We start from the raw sequence: 16,110 nt of genomic DNA on the forward strand, positions 1-16,110 counted from the left end.
GACACCGGACTGACCGCGTCCCTGGCCTTGACGGTGTAGCTGTAGGTGGTGGACGCGGTCAGTCCGGTGTCCGTGTAGCTGGTGGTGGCGGTGGAGCCGACCAGGGTGCTGCCGCGGTAGACGTCGTAGGAGGTCACCCCCACGTTGTCGCTGGAGGCGCTCCAGGACAGCGACACACTGCTGGAGGTGGTGCCGGTGGCGGTGAGGCTGCCGGGCGCGGTCGGGGCCTGGGTGTCCCCGGTACCCCCGGTTCCGCCTGTACCCCCGGTGGTGGTCCCGCCGCCGCCGCTGAAGCCGGGCGACTTGATGCTGGTGAGGTAGCCGTCCTTGACGGTGTCCACGCTCTGCCAGTCGTCCTTGAGGATGCCGCCGGTGTCACCCGAGTCGGGGTTCCACGACCAGAAGGTCCACTGGAAGCTGTCCGCGCCGTACTGGGAGGTGGGGCGCAGGTACTGGACCAGCGTCTTGAGCCAGGTCTGGTCGGTGGCGGACTGCAGGGTGGTCCCGAACTCGCCGACCCACACGGGGGCGATGTTCTGGTTGAACAGGTAGCCCCAGTTCTTGTCCCAGATGCCCGCCATGTTGCTGGGGAAGGACGGGTCGGTGAACCACGGCTGCGAGGCCACGCTGGTGCCGTACTCGTGGGCGGAGTAGACGAGGCGGTTCGCCACGTTGAGCCGGACCGGGTACTGCGCGGCGCCCTGGAGGTTGCCGCCCCACCAGGTCGAGCTGCCGTTGAAGGTCTGCACACCCTCGACGAAGATCAGCAGGTTGGGGTTGGCGGCGAGCACCGCGTTGCCGCCCCGCTCGGCGGCCAGCCGCCAGTCGGTGGAGGTGTCGCCGCAACCCCAGCAGGCTGGGTCGTGCGGCTCGTTGTGCAGGTCGATGCCGACCACCGCCGAGTTGCCGACGTACCGGGTGGCGATGGCGGTGAGGTTGCTGAGCCAGGTGGACTCCGGTACCGAGCTGGTGTACCAGAGCGCGGACTGGCCGCTGGCGTCGGGGCGGTGGCGGTCGAGGATGACCTTCATACCGATGGACCCGGCGTAGTTGACGATCTTGTCCATCACCTGCAGCGAGTTCAGCCCCTGCAGGTCGGCGTTCATGTTGTAGAAGTTGATGCTGTTGGGCGTCGTGCCCTTGAAGATGTCGTCGCTGTAGGGCAGCCGAATGGTGTTGTAGCCGAGCGACTTCATCTGGTCGATCATGGACTTGTAGTCGCGTGCCCACAGTCCGTGCACGACGTCGTTCGATGTCTCGAAGCCGAACCAGTTGATGCCCGCGATGCGCACGGGCTGGTTGCCGGCGTCCAGGATCTGGCGACCGCTGGTGTGCCAGTAGCCCGAGCCGGCGGTGGTGGCGGCCTGGGCGGAACCTCCGACCATGAGCGGTGCGGTGAGCAGCGCCATGACGGTGGCGAGCACGGCGGCCCATCGTCTGGTGCGGCCACGAAGGCGGATCATCGTTGTGCGCTCCTCTGCTGAGAGCCCGATCTCCGGCGGCGTCGAGTGGGTGGCCCGGCGGTCTTGGTCTTCAGCGCGATGGTGTGGGAGCGCTCCCAGTCGCTTCCGGGGTTCAGCCGAGGGGGATGACCCGGATAAAAACTGTGGACTGTCGACTGCCGGTTCGACGCCGCCCACCATCAAGCCAATAAGCCGACGCGCCGTCAATAGCGTTAACCGCGTTCATCTCTTGAATTCGACCTTGCTCCCCGAGTCGCCGCTCCCGGGCCGAGGGCAACCGTCGGTCTCTGTCGATATCTGCGGCCCCGTCAGCCCGGCGCCTCCCCCGTGTGGCGCGGTCGCGACCTGCTCCGTCCGGCGGGGGGAAGCGGGACACGCCCCCCTCGGCCGGATCGTTCGCCGCCGCCGGACGCCTTTCCCGGGCACCGCCGGCCCGAGCCGCCTAACCTGAGGTGAGCCCGCTGCACGGGCTGCCGTACCGGGCGGGGCGCCACCCGGCCCGCCCAGGCCCAGGGGCGTTCTCGCCCCCGCCGGGACCGACGGCCGGCCGGGCCCCCAGGACCGGCGAGGCGCCGGATCCCCGTCCCGCCGCTCGCCGAGGGAGGTAACGCGATGCCGTCTCCGCTGCTGCGTCTGCGCCCGGTCGTGGGCCTCGCCGTCGCCGCCCTGGTGTCCTTGGCAGGAGCGACGTCGGCCGAAGCGGCCCGCTCACCGATCCTCCTGGACGACCTCTCCCAGCAGCCGGCTGTCCGGCCGCCGACGTTCGCGGTGACCAGCACGGCCGCGCTCAGCGGCCTGCGCTGGTCCCACTGGGGCGCGCCCAGCGCCTCCGGCGTCGGCACGATGAAGATCAACACCTGTGAGCCGAGCTGCGCCGAGGGCCGCATCCGGACCCTGCCCGGTGCCGAACTGCAGGTGCAGGGTGTGCGGATCGACCAGGGGCGCCGGTACTACCGCCAGTACCGAATCCTCGCGCCGGCCTTCTCACCGCAGGACCGGGCCCAGTATTCGCGCTGGACCAGCACGTACGTCCCCAGCGACTTCCGCCCGGCCCGGAGCACCGGGCGCTGAGGGGCCGCGCGCCGCGGCGGGCGAAGCAACGCCGTGTGCACGGCAATGCCGGTATGGGAGCAACGCCGTGTGCGGACGAGCCGGGGAGCGGCCAGCCCGCCCGCCCATCGACCAGGACGGAGGGTCGGCCGCGGCGGAGGCCGGGGACCGAGGGCGGCCGGGCCCAGGGGCGGCCCGGGGCGGTCCGGACCCGGACCACCCCGGCAGGAACACGGCGAAGGGACCCAGGAACCGCCCCCGAGCCGAGCCGCCCAACCGGGCATGAGGCCGCGGCGCGGGCTCCCGCACCCGGGCAGGCCCCCGGCCTGCTTCGGTGGCTCAGCCCTGCTGCCGCACCCGCACGGGAGTGCCCCAGCCCTCCGCGTAGAAGGTCTCCGTGAGCGGGCGCCGCTCGCGGGCGGCGGTCTCGCGGGCGTGCAGCTCAGGCGGGAGGAGGTCCGCGGCGGCCGCCACCCCGATCGCGGTGACGGAGAGCGGCCGGTAGCCGTCCGGCACGGACAGCGCGGTACGCAGCTGCTCCGCCTCGAAGCCGCCCATCTGGTGGGCGTGCAGCCCGAGGGCCTGGGCCTGCAGGACCAGCTGGGCCACCGCGAGCCCGGTGTCGTAGGCGGCGTGGCTGTGCGGGGTGCCGTCGGCGTGCTGCTCCGCCGCCACCGCAGCGATCAGTAGCGAACTGTTCCCCGCCCACAACTGGTTGCCGGGCTTGAGACTGTCGAAGATCTGCTTGAACGTGGCGTCGCCGCGCCGTCCGACCAGGAAGCGCCACGGCTGCAGATTGCCCGCGGAGGCGGCCCAGCGGGCGGCCTCCAGCAAGGCGGTCAGCTGCTCGTCGGTGACGGTGTGGGAGGCGTCGAACGAGCGGGGGCTCCAGCGCTCGGCGAGCAGCGGGTGGACGGCCACGGCGGTGTCCGCGGTACGGGGGGACATACGGGTCCTTCCTCTCTGGGATGTGCGGAGTGCGGTGTCTCATGCTGCCGGTCCGCCGGAGGTCGTCCTCCACCGGCCGCTCCTCGGGCGGGCGGACACGGGACCACCGCCCCTGGACGGTGCGGCCAAGGGCCCGGGCCGGTCAGGGCGTGACGGGTGCACGGTCGGCGTACGGCAGCGGATCGATCACGGCTGCGTGTGGTACGGCGGAGACGCCTGCGGCGTGGCGGCGTCAGCGTCCAGCGGAACAGCCCGTGGTGGTGACGCGCACAAAGTCGACATGGCGACGGGTCACAAGCACGGTCATGTCGTCAGCAAACCACAGCCGGGGCCGGAACCGCCAGGCCCGCCTGCCGCGCGGAGCACACCCCCGTCGGCGCGACGGACCGTCAGGAGCGCCGCCCGGCCAGGCCTTTCCCGTTCTCTCCGAGCCCCGACCAAGTCGCAACAGCTTATGGCCCCCCTGATCATGCTCGACCCCAGACCGGACAGGACACCTCCCAAAGCCGCTCCACCAACCGCAATGCCCACGTGCCGCCAGGAGACGTTGCAACTCAAGGACGTCTAGGATCCCGGCGTGAGCTACGACATCTACTTCGTCAAGCGCCGTGAAGGCCAGTCCTGGGCTGAAGCTCTCGAAGCTCTGGAGATCGACGACGAGGCTCCATATGAGGACACCAACCAGCCTGTGCCTCTTGTGCTGATCGACGCGTGGGACCGCATTGTTCCGCAAGCCCGAGCGCTGCTGGGCGAAGTAGACCTGTTCGAGGACGGCGAGTCTTGCGAGCTGTCTCACGCCGGCACGGGGATCCAACTGTCGGTCTTCCAGGACGAAGTCTCGATCACTGTTCCGTACTGGCATTCCGGCGACGATGCCGCTCGCGTGCTGGACCAGGTCTACGCGCTCGGGGCGGTGGTCGAACGCGAAACCGGCATGGACGGCTACGACCCGCAGGCGGAGGCGCCACTGTCGGAGCTGACGCCGCAGCGGGGCACGCACGTGATGTCCGCGATCACAGATGATCTCCGGCACCGCTATGGAGGCGGTGACTCCTGATGGGATCCGGGCCGTCTGTGGGCCGTGCGTGGCAACCCGAGGCCCACAAACAACGACAGACGCCCACGGCATCTGAGCTGGTCAGATCCGTGGGCGTCTTCTGTGTCGCTAGTCAGCCAGGCGGCTGATCAGTAGACGGGCAGCTGACTCCTCGGCCGGCTTGACGGCGGTAGGAGCGTCGTCCCCGGTCGGCCGACCCGACATCGAGCAAGACCGGGGGGCCGATCGGGCTTAGTGGTTGTTGTCTTTCCGGGCAAGATCGATGTTTTTCTGCTGGTCAGGCGTAGGGTCGGCAGTCCCGCGGCAGTGATGACGTGTCGTGTCGTCGCTGGGTGGAGGTCGGGGATGTCGTCGGTCGTGGGGTTGCTGGAGCAGCGTGAGCTCACCGCTCGCCGCCGCGTGGACGAGCTGCGGGAGGAAGCCGACCGCGTCCACGCCGAGCTGGACGTGGCCGAGCGGGAATGGAACGAGTGGGTCATCGCCCGTTCGCGCGTCGGCGAGGTGCTGGCCCCGGACGACGACGCCGTCGCGTCCGAGGACCCGCGCCGTTCCGACGGGCATCCGGTTCGCCCCGAGCCGGCGGACGCGGCGAAGCCGAAGTCCGTGGTGCCGATGTGGCGTGCGGGGCTGTCCTGGGCAGCGTTGTCGGTGGACTACCAGCGCATCCTGCAGGCTCTCGCGGTCCGGATCAGGCTCGGTCAAGGACCTTTGACGTGCCAAGAGATGGCCGCTTGCTTCGGCCTGGACCCGGTGCCGGGGAAGGTGGAGGCCTTGCGGTCGAAGGCGAAGCGGCTGGTGGCCCGGGGCTGGCTGGTCGAGTCGGCGCCGGGCAAGTTCACGCTCGCGAAGGACGTGGCCGGGCAAGGCGCCGGGTCATGAGCGTCGTCATCGACCAGTAGACCATCGCCTCCGCGCTGCTGGTGGAGCGCTCGAAGTCGCGCACGAGGCGGCGGCTTTGCATCAGGTGGGCGAAGAAGCGCTCGACGATCCAGCGCTTCGGCAGCACGACGAAGCCGCGCATGTCGTCGCTGCGTTTGACGATGGCGAGCACCACGGCGAGGACGGCGAGGCTCTGCTCGACGAGGCTGCCGGTGTAGCTGCCGTCGGCCCAGACCAGGGCCAGCAGGTGGTGCGCGGCGGCGACCTGGGCGAGCAGCACCTGGGCGGCGGTGCGGTCGCCGACATCCGCGGCGGTGACCATCACCGCGAGCAGCAAGCCGAGGGTGTCGACCACGACGTGCCGCCTGCGGCCGTTGATCAGCTTGCCGCCGTCGAAGCCGCGGTTGTCGGATCCGACCACAGCATCGGCCTTGACCGACTGGGAGTCGATCACGCCGCGCTCGGTTCCGGATCCCGTCCGGCCTGCTCGCGCACTCGGCGGCGCAGCCGGTCGTGGAACTCGCGGACCAGGCCGTGGCCGCGCCAGCGTCGGAAGAACGCGTAGACCCGGTCCCACGGCGGGAAGTCGACTGGGATGGCTCGCCACTTCGTGCCGTTATCGAGGAGGTAGCGGATCGCGTCCAGTAGCGCCCGGTGGCAGTAGGCCTCGGGCTGGCCGCCCCGGCCGCGCAACCAGCCCGGCACCGGCAGCAGCGGCCGCACCACCGCCCACTCGCTGTCCGACATGTCGGTCGGATAGCGGCGCGTGCGCATTGCGTGGTCGCCGGCGTTCCCGAACCGGTGAGCCAGGTAGTCACACGCAAGGGTGACCGAGCTGGACTCCGCTCCCACGGTGCCGAAGAAATGCGACAACAGGGCCTCCTGGACCGCTTGTTGGCGTAGAACACCCTACGAGCTACCACGAGGCCCTGTTCCCATGCCTGGCATCAGCCACGATCACCCGATCGAGACTCCCGTTCGACGGACGCTGCTCAAGATCGGAAATCCGACGGCCGGCTGGCACGACGTCAAAACGCTTGCCATCTGGTGACCCGCTCCAGCGCCTCGCAGTCAGCGGCGAGGCCGCACAGTGAGCCGCGTCAGTGCGCCGCCTCAGCCGGTCGTTTGGTCGGGCACGGCCAGTGAGCCGCCACGCGCCCTGCCGGGCTGATGACGCTGCCTGAAAGCCGGCCCCTGGGGTCGGGTCAGGCGCGGCGGGTGGCGAGGACGGTGAGGAGGTCCGCGGTCGTGGTGTTCTGCCCCAGGCGCGGGAAGATGCGGGTGACGCTGTGGTCGTGGGCGGTCGCGTCGAAGCTGGTCATCGCGTCGGTCACGAGCACGACGTTGTAGCCGAGCTCGTAGGCGGTGCGGGCCGTAGTCTCGACGCCGATCTGGGTGTTGATGCCGGTGAGCACGACCTGCGTGACACCGCGCTCCTGGAGCTGGGCGTGCAGGGTGGAGTTGGTGAAGGCGCCCCAGTTGGTCTTGGTGACCCGCAGGTCGGTCGGCCGGGGGTCCAGCTCGGGCAGGAGCTCGACCCAGTCCTGTGCGGTGCCGTCGTCATCGTCCTCCTCGTCGTCGCCGTAGTCGAAGTCGGTGCGCCCCGGGGCACCCCCGGCGACGTTGACGAGCACGACGGGCAGCCCCGAGGAGCGGAAGGACTCGGCCAGGGCTACGGAGTTCGCGACGACGCCCTCCACCGAGTGTGCTTTGGGCCCGTCGACGATCCCCTTCTGCAGGTCGATCACGACGAGTGCTGGCAGTGCGTCAAGGAAGCTGGGTTCCATGGTCGTCACCTTGCCACATCCTCCGGTCGCACTGCCGACGGGCCGCCGGTCCGCTGCTCGTAGGGTGTGCCCATGGAACGGATCATCAGCTTCACGCATCTGCGCAACGTCCGCGACCTGGGTGGTCTGGTCACGATGGACGGGCGTGCGATACGTCCCGGGCTCGTCTACCGGTCCGACAGCCTCCACAAGCTGGCAGGCCCGCACGCGGCCGAGGACCGGGAGCGTTACGCGAAGCTCGGCGTGCGAACCGTGATCGACCTGCGGCACGACTGGGAGATCGACCAGCAGGGCCGGGCGCCGCTCGACACCGCGCCCGTCTGGCACAACCTGAGCATCGAGCACCGCTCCTACGACCAGTACCACCAGTCGTTCGAGGACGTCGCGCGGTTCTTCGCGGATCGCTACGCCGAGACCGCGGAGGACGGTCGGGAGGAGGTCCGCGCCGTACTCGAACTGGTGGCGGACCCGCAGTCCGTGCCCGTGCTATACCACTGCAAGGGCGGCAAGGACCGGACCGGGATCATCACCGCCCTGATCCTCAGCATGCTCGGCGTCCCCGAAGACGACATCGTCGCGGACTACGCCCTGACGGAGGCCGTGCGCACGGTCCTGCTCGCCGAGTGGGAGGCCGCGGGAGGAAAACCGCTGCCGCCAGGGACGGGTGCGTTCCGCGCCCCCGCCCGGGCCATGGAGCTGTTCCTGGCCGAGCTCGCGCGCGACTACGGCTCGGTCTCCGGCTACATCGCCTCCACCGGCGCCGACCCGGAGGACCTGACGCGGCGGCTGCGAGCCCTCTACCTCGAGAGGGAGTTCTAGCCTTCTCCGCTCTGGTCGGAATTCGCGGTTCGTTCGGACAGGTGAGGCAGGGCATCGACGTGCCTGGGGCCGGGCGGGCCGGCTTGGTGTGCCGGTTGTCCTCGAGCGGCCCGGCGACATCAGATCGCCGGGCCCTGATTCGTCGCTGTCCGCTCTCATGACTTCGTTGACGGCCAAACGAACTTCACCAGCGGCGATCCTCATCAGGGCCACGACACCGATGCGAGCAGGAGCGCGCCAGGGGCGACTCCGGCGACCAGCGCGATGATGGAGGCAGAGGCGCCGCACAAAGTCAGCACCAGGCCGGCAGCTCCGCAGGCCGCCACCGAGATGCCGAGCCCCCGTAGCAAAGACCGATGCCACGCAGCCGCCCTGTTGAGACTCCCGTTCGACGGACACCGCTCAAGATCGGAAAGACAACGGTCACTTATTGCGGGCAGGCCAGGAGCCAGCCCGATTCGCGGCCAGCGTATGGCCCCCTGGTCATGCTCGACCCCAGCCCAGGCAGGCCACCGGCCAAAGATCGCGCCAACGCCCTATGTGGTCGGTTCCAAGTCGAGATGTCGACGTGGAAGGATCCCGGGACATGGAGCACAGCGTGATCGCCCACTTCGCGTTGGGTGGGGAAAGTTTCGGAGACAGGGCCCAGCGCGAAGTCATGTTCCGCGCCGAGCAGCATTTGCGGGCTGCGGTCGAGCAGGCCGGAGCCGGGGAGGTGGACGGGAACGAGTTCGGTGGCGGACGTGTCGCCATCTACGCTTACGGCCCGGATGCGGATGTGTTGTTCGCCGCCATGGAGTCTGAGCTTCGAGCTCTGCCGTTTCGGCCGGCGCACGTCTACCTCAACCGCGGCGATGACTCGCAGCGCACCCGCATTGATCTGTGAGACCTCCCACCGCCGCCCGGCGCTCCCAGAAGTACCGCCGCTGCGGGACCCTTGCGCAGCACGGGGCACTGCGACATCGTCTGGCGAGGCGACGCCCGGTCCTCACCAGTCGATCCCCACGGGAGGCGCGATGCCGAGCCCGGACGGCGTGAGCAGGCGGCTGCGGGTGATCGGCCTGCCACTGGTCACCGCAGCTTCCGTGCTGGTCGTCTGCGGGGGCGGATTCCTCGGCTTCGTGCTCGTTGTTGTGGGCGGAATGTCCGACCCCGCTCCTGATGCTACGCCCGACCAGTACGGGCCCTACTGGCCCGAGGTACTCGCGGGTGTGGCCCTGACGGTCCTCTCGCTGGGCGCCCTGATCTGGTTCTCCGTACTGGGATCCCGAAATCGCCGACGTCCGGGGCTGATCGGTCTGTCGTCCCTTGCGATTCTCTACATCCTCGGGCTGCTGGTTCTCCGGCTCACCTGACAGCCCGTTTCTCCAACCCCGAACTTGCGGCACGGTCCGCCAGTTGTTTCGGCGGGCCGTTTCGGCTTGTCGGGTGGGCGCCGGGTTCCACTACTGCGGATGGGTGAGAGGGTTCCTCGGGATGGGGCGTTGCCGCTGGTCAGCCGGGTTTTCGGGTAGGGCTTGCCGAGGGTCGAACGCGGTGGTGATCAGGTGGGGCCAGTGCCGGGCGAGGCGGAGGTAGTGGCGGCGGCCGGTCGTGGCGAGTTGACCGGCGGCGGAGGACAGCCGTAGCCGGAGGCGCTTGGCGACCTTGGCCCGCGCTTTCCCTCGGATTCGTCCGAGCCCCCTGACGAGCCATAGGAGCGTCCTGGTCAGGGGGCCGCACCGGCCGGGGCTCACCCGAAGATGCTGCGGCAGGCCGTGAAGAGACCGCCGGGGAGACCCCCCTGCCGGGCGAGCGCATGGCAGGAGCCCTTGGGGACCTCGAAGCGGAAGCCCTTGGCGTCCTGGGGGATGTGGAACCTGAGACGCGGCGGGGCGTGGTGCTCACGGGCGGCGTGGTGGGGAACGCCGGGGATCCACCGTGCGCCGCCGGGAGGCCGCACACCGGCGGGCCGCGGTGCCGGGGCGACCGACGGGTCCGGGTCCGGCCCGGTGTCCCCGGCCGGCCCGGCCTGGGCCGGGTCCGGCTCGGTGTCCTGGGCCGGGGTGGTGGCCGGCGCCGGGGTGGGTTCGGTCTCCGGCAGGTGGACCGGGGGTGCTCCCGGCTCGGAGAGGTACGGCGAGGGCGGGGTGGTCCGGGGCTGGAAGGCCGGCGCTTGCGATGCCTGGCCGGGGTGGTGGCCGCCCGAGGTGACGACCAGGGCCACCAGGGCGAGGCCCAGGGCGCCGGAGACGAGGAAGGCGGCCCCGGCCAACCCCTGGGTGCGGGAGGTGCGCCGGACGACGCCCTCCGGCCGGCCGACCGGGCGCAGGATGCGTCCGCTGCTGCCCGCGGGTTCGGGTCCGAGGGCCCGCAGGGGGGTGCCGTCGGGGTGGACCACGGTGCCGTCCAGGTGGACGATCAACGGCCGGCGAGTCCCGTCGGGCTCGACGGCGGTGACCCGGATCGCGCGGCCGATCCGCTCGTACTGCCGGGCGGTGTGTGCCGCGGCCCAGCCGAGTACGCCGTCGGGACCGATGCCCTCCGGCACGGGCACCGTGATGCCGTCGGCCTCGACCCGGCCGTCGGCTGTGATCCGGACGGTGGGGCAGGGCCAGTCCGGTACCGGGGCCGGGCTGTCGGCGGTCATCGGGCCACCCCCATCTCTTCGCTCATCCTGCTCGGGCGCCTTCCTCGTCCTCCGGGCGGTGCCGCCGCTGCGCGGACGGCCTCCCGGAGGGCGGCGGACCGGCACGCCGACGGCTGCCGGGCGGGCGCTCTCCCGTACGGCGGACGCCAGGGCGGACCACGTGCCCGAGCGGGCCATGTGCCCGCCGAGCCGGGATGCGGACCCGCGACGACGGACGGGAACGCGGTCCGGACAGGCCGCAGTGCCGGTCGCCGGAGTTACGGCGACTGTCGCCAGAGTAACGGTGAGCAACATCCAGTCACTGGAGGTGAGGCTGGTGCTGCGCCGGATGAGTGCCCACGGGAGTCCCGGGGGGTCTCCCGGACGGCCTCCGGGGGCGCACTGCGGGGCGCTGCTGCGGCGCGGACAGGCGTGCCGGCCGGCCCGTACCGTAAAGGCCGCGCCGCCCACGCGACGGACCGGCCCGCGGCGGAGAGAGCCGCGGGCCGGTCCGGGTGTGGCCTGCGGGTCAGGAGGCCGGACGGGGTGCCGGCAGCCGGGGGACGCTGGCGACCAGGCGGCGGGTGTACGGGTGCGTGGGCGCGCTCAGGACGTCGCCGGTGTCGCCCTGCTCGACGATCCGCCCGTGCTCCAGTACGGCGGTCTGCTCGCACAACGCCGCGACCACCGACAGGTCGTGCGAGACCATCGCGATGGTCAGGCCCTGCTGCTCCTTGAGTTCCGCGAGCAGGTCCACGATCCGCACCCGGGTGGTCACGTCCAGCGCGCTGACCGGTTCGTCGGCCAGCAGCACCCGCGGGTCGCAGACCACGGCCCGGGCGATGGCGATGCGCTGCCGCTGCCCGCCGGAGAACTCGTGCGGGTAGCGGTCGGCGGCTTCCGCGGGCAGGCCCACCGACTCCAGGGCGGCGGCGACCCGGGGGTCGCGGGTGCCCGCCCGTCCGGCCGGGGCCAGCCCGAGGGAGCGCAGGGGCTCGGAGACTATGGCGCGTACCCGGGCGCGGGGGTCCAGCGAGGAGTACGGGTCCTGGAAGACCGCCTGCACCGAGCGGCGGAAGGCCCGCATCCGGGTGCGGTCGCCGAGTGCCAGCGGCTCCCCCTCGAAGAGGATCCGTCCGCTGGTCGGGGCGGTCAGCCCGAGCAGCAGGCGCAGCAGTGTCGTCTTGCCGGTGCCGGACTCGCCGACCAGGGCGAGGCTGCGGCCGGGCAGGAGCGACAGGCTGATGTCGTGCAGTACGGGGGAGCCGGCGCCGCGGTAGGCGAAGCCCACCTCGCAGGCCTCCAGCAGCGCGGTGCCCACGGCCTCGTCGGAGGGAGCCGGGCCGGCCAGGGGGGTGGTGCTCATCGCTTCGCCGTCCGTTCCAGGGCGCTTTCCAGCTGCCGGGCGCTGCCGACCAGCTCGCGGGTGTACGCATGGGTGGGCGAGTGCACGATCTGCTCGACGCCGCCCTCCTCGACCAGCTGCCCGTGGCGCAGTACCAGCACCCGCTCGGTCACGGCGGAGACCACCGCCAGGTCGTGGCTGACGAACAGCAGGGCCATTCCGCGTTCGGCCACCTGGGTGCTGAGCAGCTCCAGGATCTCCTCCTGCACCGTCACATCCAGGGCGGTGGTGGGTTCGTCCGCGATCAGCAGGGCGGGGTCGCAGGCCAGGGCCATGGCGATGGCCACCCGCTGCCGCTGGCCGCCGGAGATCTCGTGCGGGAAGGCCCGCGCGATCCGGTCGGGATCGGGCAGCACCTGGGCGAGGGCGTCGCGTACCGCCTGCCGGAGCGCTGCGCCGCGCAGCCGCTTGACGCGGCGCAGCGGCTCGGCGACCTGCTGTCCCACCCGCATCAGCGGGTCGAGCGCGGTCAGCGGTTCCTGGAAGACCACGGTGGCCGCGCGTCCGCGCAGTTCCAGCAGCCGGCGTTCCCGGGCGCCGAGCACCTCGGTGCGGGGCAGTCCCGGGGCGTCGAGCACGATCGACCCGGAGGCGGTCATCCCCGGCGGCAGCAGGCCCATGACGGCGAGGGTGGTGAGGGACTTGCCGGAGCCGGACTCGCCGATCAGGCCGACCCGTTCGCCCGCGTCGAGCGAGAAGGAGAGGTCCGCGACCAGTTCGCGGCCGTCCTCGGTACGGATGGACAGCCCCTGGACGTCGAGCAGGCTCATGCGCGCTTCCTCCTGGTCGGGTCGAGGGCGTCCCGCAGGCCGTCCGCGATCAGGTTGACGCCGAGCACCAGTACCAGCAGCAGCACACCCGGGGCGATCACCCCGGTGGGGGTGGTGTACACGGTGGCCTGGGCCTCCTGCAGCATCCGGCCCCAGGAGGCGTTCGGCGGCGGAGCGCCCAGGCCCAGGTAGGACAGGCTGGCCTCGGCGAGTACCGCGACCCCGAACTGCAGGGCCAGGTTGACCACCAGGGTCGGCCAGATGTTGGGCAGTACATGGCCGCTGACGATCCGCAGCCAGCCGGTGCCGGAGGTGCGCGCGGCGGTGATGTACTCCTGCGCCAGGACCCGCTTGACCAGCACCCGGGTCAGCCGGGCCACCACGGCGACCATGCCGAGCCCGATCGCGAGCACCGCCGAGCCCAGCGAGGCCGAGCGGGCGGCGACCACCAGCATGGCGAGCAGCAGGGTGGGGAACGCGATCAGGACGTCCAGCAGCGCGGAGAGCGCATCGTCGAGCCAGCGTCCGGCGAACCCGGTGGCGACACCGGCGAGCACTCCGAGCACGCCGCCGATCGCCACCGCGCCGGCCCCCGCGCCGAGTGCGATCCGGGCGCCGACCATCACCTGGGTGAGCAGGTCCCGCCCCAGCTTGTCGGTGCCCAGCAGATGCGGCCAGCCGGGCGAGGTCAGCCGTCCGCCGGTCATGTCGGACGGGTCGTACGGCAGCCACACCAGGGAGACCAGTGCGACCAGCACGACCAGGCCGAACAGCACCAGCCCGCCGGCCAGGGTCCAGGAGCGGACGCGCTTCATCGGGTGCCTCCGGCGGAGGGAGCGACGGCTCCGGAGAGCCGCCCGCGCAGGCGGGGGTCGATCAGGCGCTGCACCAGGTCGGCCAGGAAGCCGATCAGCAGCACCGCGAAGCTGCTCACCAGCAGCACTCCCTGAATGACCGGGTAGTCGTGCTGGGAGATCGCCTGGGCGAGCTGGCTGCCGAGTCCGGGCAGGGCGAAGACGTTCTCCACCACGACCGCTCCCAGCAGGGTGGTGGCGAGTTCGATGCCCAGTACCGAGATCACCGGCACCACGCCGTTGCGCAGCCCGTGCCGCCACATCGCGCCGCGGAACGAGGCGCCGAGCGCCCGCGCGGTGCGCAGATAGTCGCTGCCGAGCACGTCCAGCGCGGCCGAGCGGACATAGCGGGTGAGCGAGGCGGCCATCACCAGGGCCACCGTGACCACCGGCAGCACCAGCGAGCGCACCGCGTCACCCGGGTCCGACCAGCCGTCCTGCGGGAAGCCGCCGGCCGGCAGCACCCGCAGGTGCAGGGCGAAGACGGTGACCAGGATCATGCCGACCCAGAACACCGGTACCGCGATGCCCAGCTGGGAGACCGCGCTCAGCAGCCCGCCGTACCAGGTGCGGGAGCGGTGCGCGGCGACGAACCCGGCGGGCAGCGCGATCAGCACCGCCAGCACGAAGGCCGCCAGGGTCAGCGGAACGGTGACGTTCAGCCGGTTGACGATCTCCGGGCCCACCGGCAGCGAGCTGACGAAGGAGTGTCCCAGGTCGAGCGTCGCCAACTGGCGGAGCCAGCTGCCGAACTGCTGCAGCAGCGGCTGGTCGGTGCCCAGCTCGTGCCGCGCCGCCGCGATCTGCTGGGGGTCGGCCCCGACCGACACCAGGGCGTTGGCCGGGTCGCCGGGCAGCAGCCGCAGCAGCAGGAACAGCACCACACTGGCCAGCAGCAGCGAGACGACCAGGAAGCCGAACCGTCGCAGCAGATAGCCCGTCATGCCGGTGGACCGGGTCATCAGCTCGTCTTCTTGATGCCGTAGGCGAAGAACTGCGAGTTGAGGCCGTTGAGCGGGTAGCCGGTGACCTTGGTGGAGGAGACCACGATCTGCGGGTAGAGGTACAGCCAGTCACTGGCCGCGTCCTGGGCGATCTGCTCGTTGACCTTCTTCAGCAGCGCGGTCTGCTCCGCCGCGGTGCCGGACTGCTCGGCCTGGGCGACCCACTTGGTCACCTGCGGGTTGTCGTAGCCCCAGTAGAAGTCGGGGTTGCCGTACCAGACCACGTCGCGGTCGTTGACGTGCTCCTGGAGCGTCGCGGTGAAGTCGTGGTTCTGGTAGACCTTCGTGTACCACTCGTCCGGGGTGATCACATTGATCTTGACGGTGATGCCGACCTTCGCCAGCTGGGCCTTGATGAAGGTGGCCGCGGTCGGGTGCGGGTCGTAGTTGGGGGTGTCCAGCGTGAAGCTGAAGCCGCCTCCGTAACCGGCCTGCGCCAGCTCCTTCTTGGCCAGCGCGGTGTCGTACGGGTTGACCTTGGTGAGGTCCTCGTACCACGGGTCGGTCGGCGGGACCATCGAGCCGATCAGGGTGCCGTAGTCGCCCCACACCGACTGCAGCAGCTGCTTGTTGTCGATCGCCGAGGTGACGGCCTTGCGCACCAGGGCGTTGTCGAAGGGCTTGGCCTTGTCGTTGAAGGCCAGCAGCAGCTTGGTGGTGGAGTGGCCGTCGTTGACCTTGTAGTTCGGGTTGCTCTTGAACTGGTCCAGTGCGTCCGGGCTCTGCTCGCTGGTGACCACGTCCACGGCGTTGGTCAGCAGGGCGTTGTTGAGCGCGGTGGCGTCCTTGTAGTAGTGGAAGACCGCCTTGGCGTTGGAGGCCTTGGTGCCCCAGTAGCCGCTCCAGCGGGTCAGGCTGAGGGCCGAGCCGCGGGTCCACTTGTCCAGCTTGTAGGGGCCGGTGCCGGCCTCGGCGGTCTTGAGGTCGCCGGCCTGGTGGTCGATGATCCAGACGTAGCTGAGGTTGTAGACGAACGAGATCGACTTGGAGCTCAGGGTCACCTTCACGGTGTCCGCGGCCGGGGTGTCGATGCTCTTGACGACCTCGAGATTGCTCTTGCGCGCGGACTTGGAGTCCTTGGCGAGCACCTTCTCGATGCTGTACTTCACATCCGCGGAGGTCAGCGGGTGGCCGGTGTGGAAGTTCACACCGCTGCGCAGCTTGAAGGTGTAGGTCAGGCCGTCCGGGCTGACCGAGTAGCTCTGCGCCAGCAGGTTCTGCACCTTGCCGTCGTCGGTGAGCTTGAACAGCCCCTCGTAGACGTTGCCGTTGAGCGCCTCGGTGACGCCCTGGCCGCCGCCGGCGGTGTTGTCCAGGTTCTGCGGCTCGTAGAGCGACCCGATCGCCACGGTGGCGCCGGCGTTGTACGCGCCCGAGCCGCCCGGTGCGGCGGAGGAGCCGGAGCCGCCGCCCGAGCCGCAGGCGGCCAGGGTGAGGCTGAGGGCGGCGGCCAGGGTGCCGCCGAG

The 16,110-nt window shown here is 70.8% G+C and carries 17 protein-coding genes and 1 pseudogene; 6 read left to right on the forward strand and 12 right to left on the reverse strand.

Translation table 11 applies throughout. The features are described 5' to 3' along the window. A partial coding sequence (locus AOK09_RS15545) for a cellulase family glycosylhydrolase (RefSeq protein ID WP_055587786.1) occupies nt 1–1,463 on the reverse strand: 1,463 nt, incomplete at its 3' end. A 612-nt stretch (nt 1,464–2,075) separates the two neighbouring features. Here AOK09_RS15545 and AOK09_RS15550 point away from each other — a divergent pair. Beyond that, a complete protein-coding gene (locus tag AOK09_RS15550) occupies nt 2,076–2,534 on the forward strand; it encodes a hypothetical protein (protein ID WP_055587787.1) in 459 nt (152 codons plus the stop codon). Nucleotides 2,535–2,852: 318 nt separating this feature from the next. On the opposite strand, the gene AOK09_RS15555 is transcribed toward AOK09_RS15550, so the two are convergent. Continuing rightward, entirely contained in the window at nt 2,853–3,461 is a 609-nt protein-coding gene (locus tag AOK09_RS15555) for a nitroreductase family protein (protein WP_055587788.1), read from the reverse strand. Nucleotides 3,462–4,038: 577 nt separating this feature from the next. On the opposite strand from AOK09_RS15555, the gene AOK09_RS15560 reads away from it, so the two are divergent. Then, entirely contained in the window at nt 4,039–4,518 is a 480-nt protein-coding gene (locus tag AOK09_RS15560) for a hypothetical protein (RefSeq protein ID WP_055587789.1), read from the forward strand. 345 nt (nt 4,519–4,863) lie between these two features. Continuing rightward, nucleotides 4,864–5,397: a hypothetical protein gene (locus tag AOK09_RS15565; RefSeq protein WP_055587790.1), complete on the forward strand. Its 534-nt coding sequence runs from the start codon at nt 4,864–4,866 to the stop codon at nt 5,395–5,397. Here AOK09_RS15565 and AOK09_RS42125 read toward each other — a convergent pair. The 3 genes from AOK09_RS42125 to AOK09_RS15575 all read right to left on the reverse strand — a co-directional run bounded on the left by AOK09_RS42125 (nt 5,354) and on the right by AOK09_RS15575 (nt 7,184). Then, nucleotides 5,354–5,851: a transposase gene (locus AOK09_RS42125; protein WP_245687306.1), complete on the reverse strand. Its 498-nt coding sequence runs from the start codon at nt 5,849–5,851 to the stop codon at nt 5,354–5,356. The two genes, AOK09_RS15565 and AOK09_RS42125, sit on opposite strands and share 44 nt — an antisense overlap. Further along, the gene (locus AOK09_RS42130; protein ID WP_245687307.1) at nt 5,848–6,270 is read right to left on the reverse strand and encodes a transposase; all 423 of its coding nucleotides are present in this window, start codon (nt 6,268–6,270) and stop codon (nt 5,848–5,850) included. The genes AOK09_RS42125 and AOK09_RS42130 overlap by 4 nt, the downstream gene beginning before the upstream one ends. 332 nt (nt 6,271–6,602) lie before the next feature. Then, entirely contained in the window at nt 6,603–7,184 is a 582-nt protein-coding gene (locus AOK09_RS15575) for an isochorismatase family protein (protein ID WP_055587791.1), read from the reverse strand. Between the two features lie 72 nt (nt 7,185–7,256). Between AOK09_RS15575 and AOK09_RS15580 the strand changes: the two genes are divergently transcribed. From AOK09_RS15580 to AOK09_RS15590, 3 genes are all read left to right on the forward strand, one after another. Continuing rightward, nucleotides 7,257–8,003 (forward strand): tyrosine-protein phosphatase, encoded by a 747-nt coding sequence (locus tag AOK09_RS15580; RefSeq protein WP_055587792.1) that lies wholly within the window; start codon nt 7,257–7,259, stop codon nt 8,001–8,003. A gap of 586 nt (nt 8,004–8,589) precedes the next feature. Next, on the forward strand, nt 8,590–8,889 hold the full coding sequence (locus tag AOK09_RS15585; protein ID WP_245687308.1) for a hypothetical protein: 300 nt from the start codon (nt 8,590–8,592) through the stop codon (nt 8,887–8,889). Nucleotides 8,890–9,019: 130 nt separating this feature from the next. Continuing rightward, nucleotides 9,020–9,358, forward strand: a complete 339-nt coding sequence (locus tag AOK09_RS15590; RefSeq protein WP_055587794.1) for a hypothetical protein — start codon at nt 9,020–9,022, stop codon at nt 9,356–9,358. A 90-nt stretch (nt 9,359–9,448) separates the two neighbouring features. Here AOK09_RS15590 and AOK09_RS42135 read toward each other — a convergent pair. From AOK09_RS42135 to AOK09_RS15620, 7 genes and pseudogenes are all read right to left on the reverse strand, one after another. Next, nucleotides 9,449–9,673: pseudogene (locus tag AOK09_RS42135) on the reverse strand (hypothetical protein); the annotation flags it as partial. 62 nt (nt 9,674–9,735) lie between these two features. Beyond that, the gene (locus AOK09_RS43190; protein ID WP_055587795.1) at nt 9,736–10,632 is read right to left on the reverse strand and encodes a hypothetical protein; all 897 of its coding nucleotides are present in this window, start codon (nt 10,630–10,632) and stop codon (nt 9,736–9,738) included. A 508-nt stretch (nt 10,633–11,140) separates the two neighbouring features. After that, a complete protein-coding gene (locus AOK09_RS15600; RefSeq protein ID WP_055587796.1) occupies nt 11,141–11,977 on the reverse strand; it encodes an ABC transporter ATP-binding protein in 837 nt (278 codons plus the stop codon). Next, nucleotides 11,974–12,786, reverse strand: coding sequence for an ATP-binding cassette domain-containing protein (locus AOK09_RS15605; RefSeq protein ID WP_055587797.1), 813 nt, complete (start codon nt 12,784–12,786; stop codon nt 11,974–11,976). The genes AOK09_RS15600 and AOK09_RS15605 overlap by 4 nt, the downstream gene beginning before the upstream one ends. Next, the gene (locus AOK09_RS15610; RefSeq protein WP_055587798.1) at nt 12,783–13,601 is read right to left on the reverse strand and encodes an ABC transporter permease; all 819 of its coding nucleotides are present in this window, start codon (nt 13,599–13,601) and stop codon (nt 12,783–12,785) included. Before AOK09_RS15610 ends, AOK09_RS15605 begins: the two co-directional genes overlap by 4 nt. Continuing rightward, complete coding sequence (locus AOK09_RS15615) at nt 13,598–14,584, reverse strand: ABC transporter permease (RefSeq protein WP_055587799.1); 987 nt, start codon at nt 14,582–14,584, stop codon at nt 13,598–13,600. Before AOK09_RS15615 ends, AOK09_RS15610 begins: the two co-directional genes overlap by 4 nt. A gap of 17 nt (nt 14,585–14,601) precedes the next feature. Next, the coding region (locus AOK09_RS15620; protein WP_407675406.1) for an ABC transporter substrate-binding protein at nt 14,602–16,110 on the reverse strand (1,509 nt) is incomplete at its 5' end.

This window comes from Peterkaempfera griseoplana (genome assembly GCF_001418575.1).
Classification (GTDB): Bacteria; Actinomycetota; Actinomycetes; order Streptomycetales; family Streptomycetaceae; genus Peterkaempfera; species Peterkaempfera griseoplana.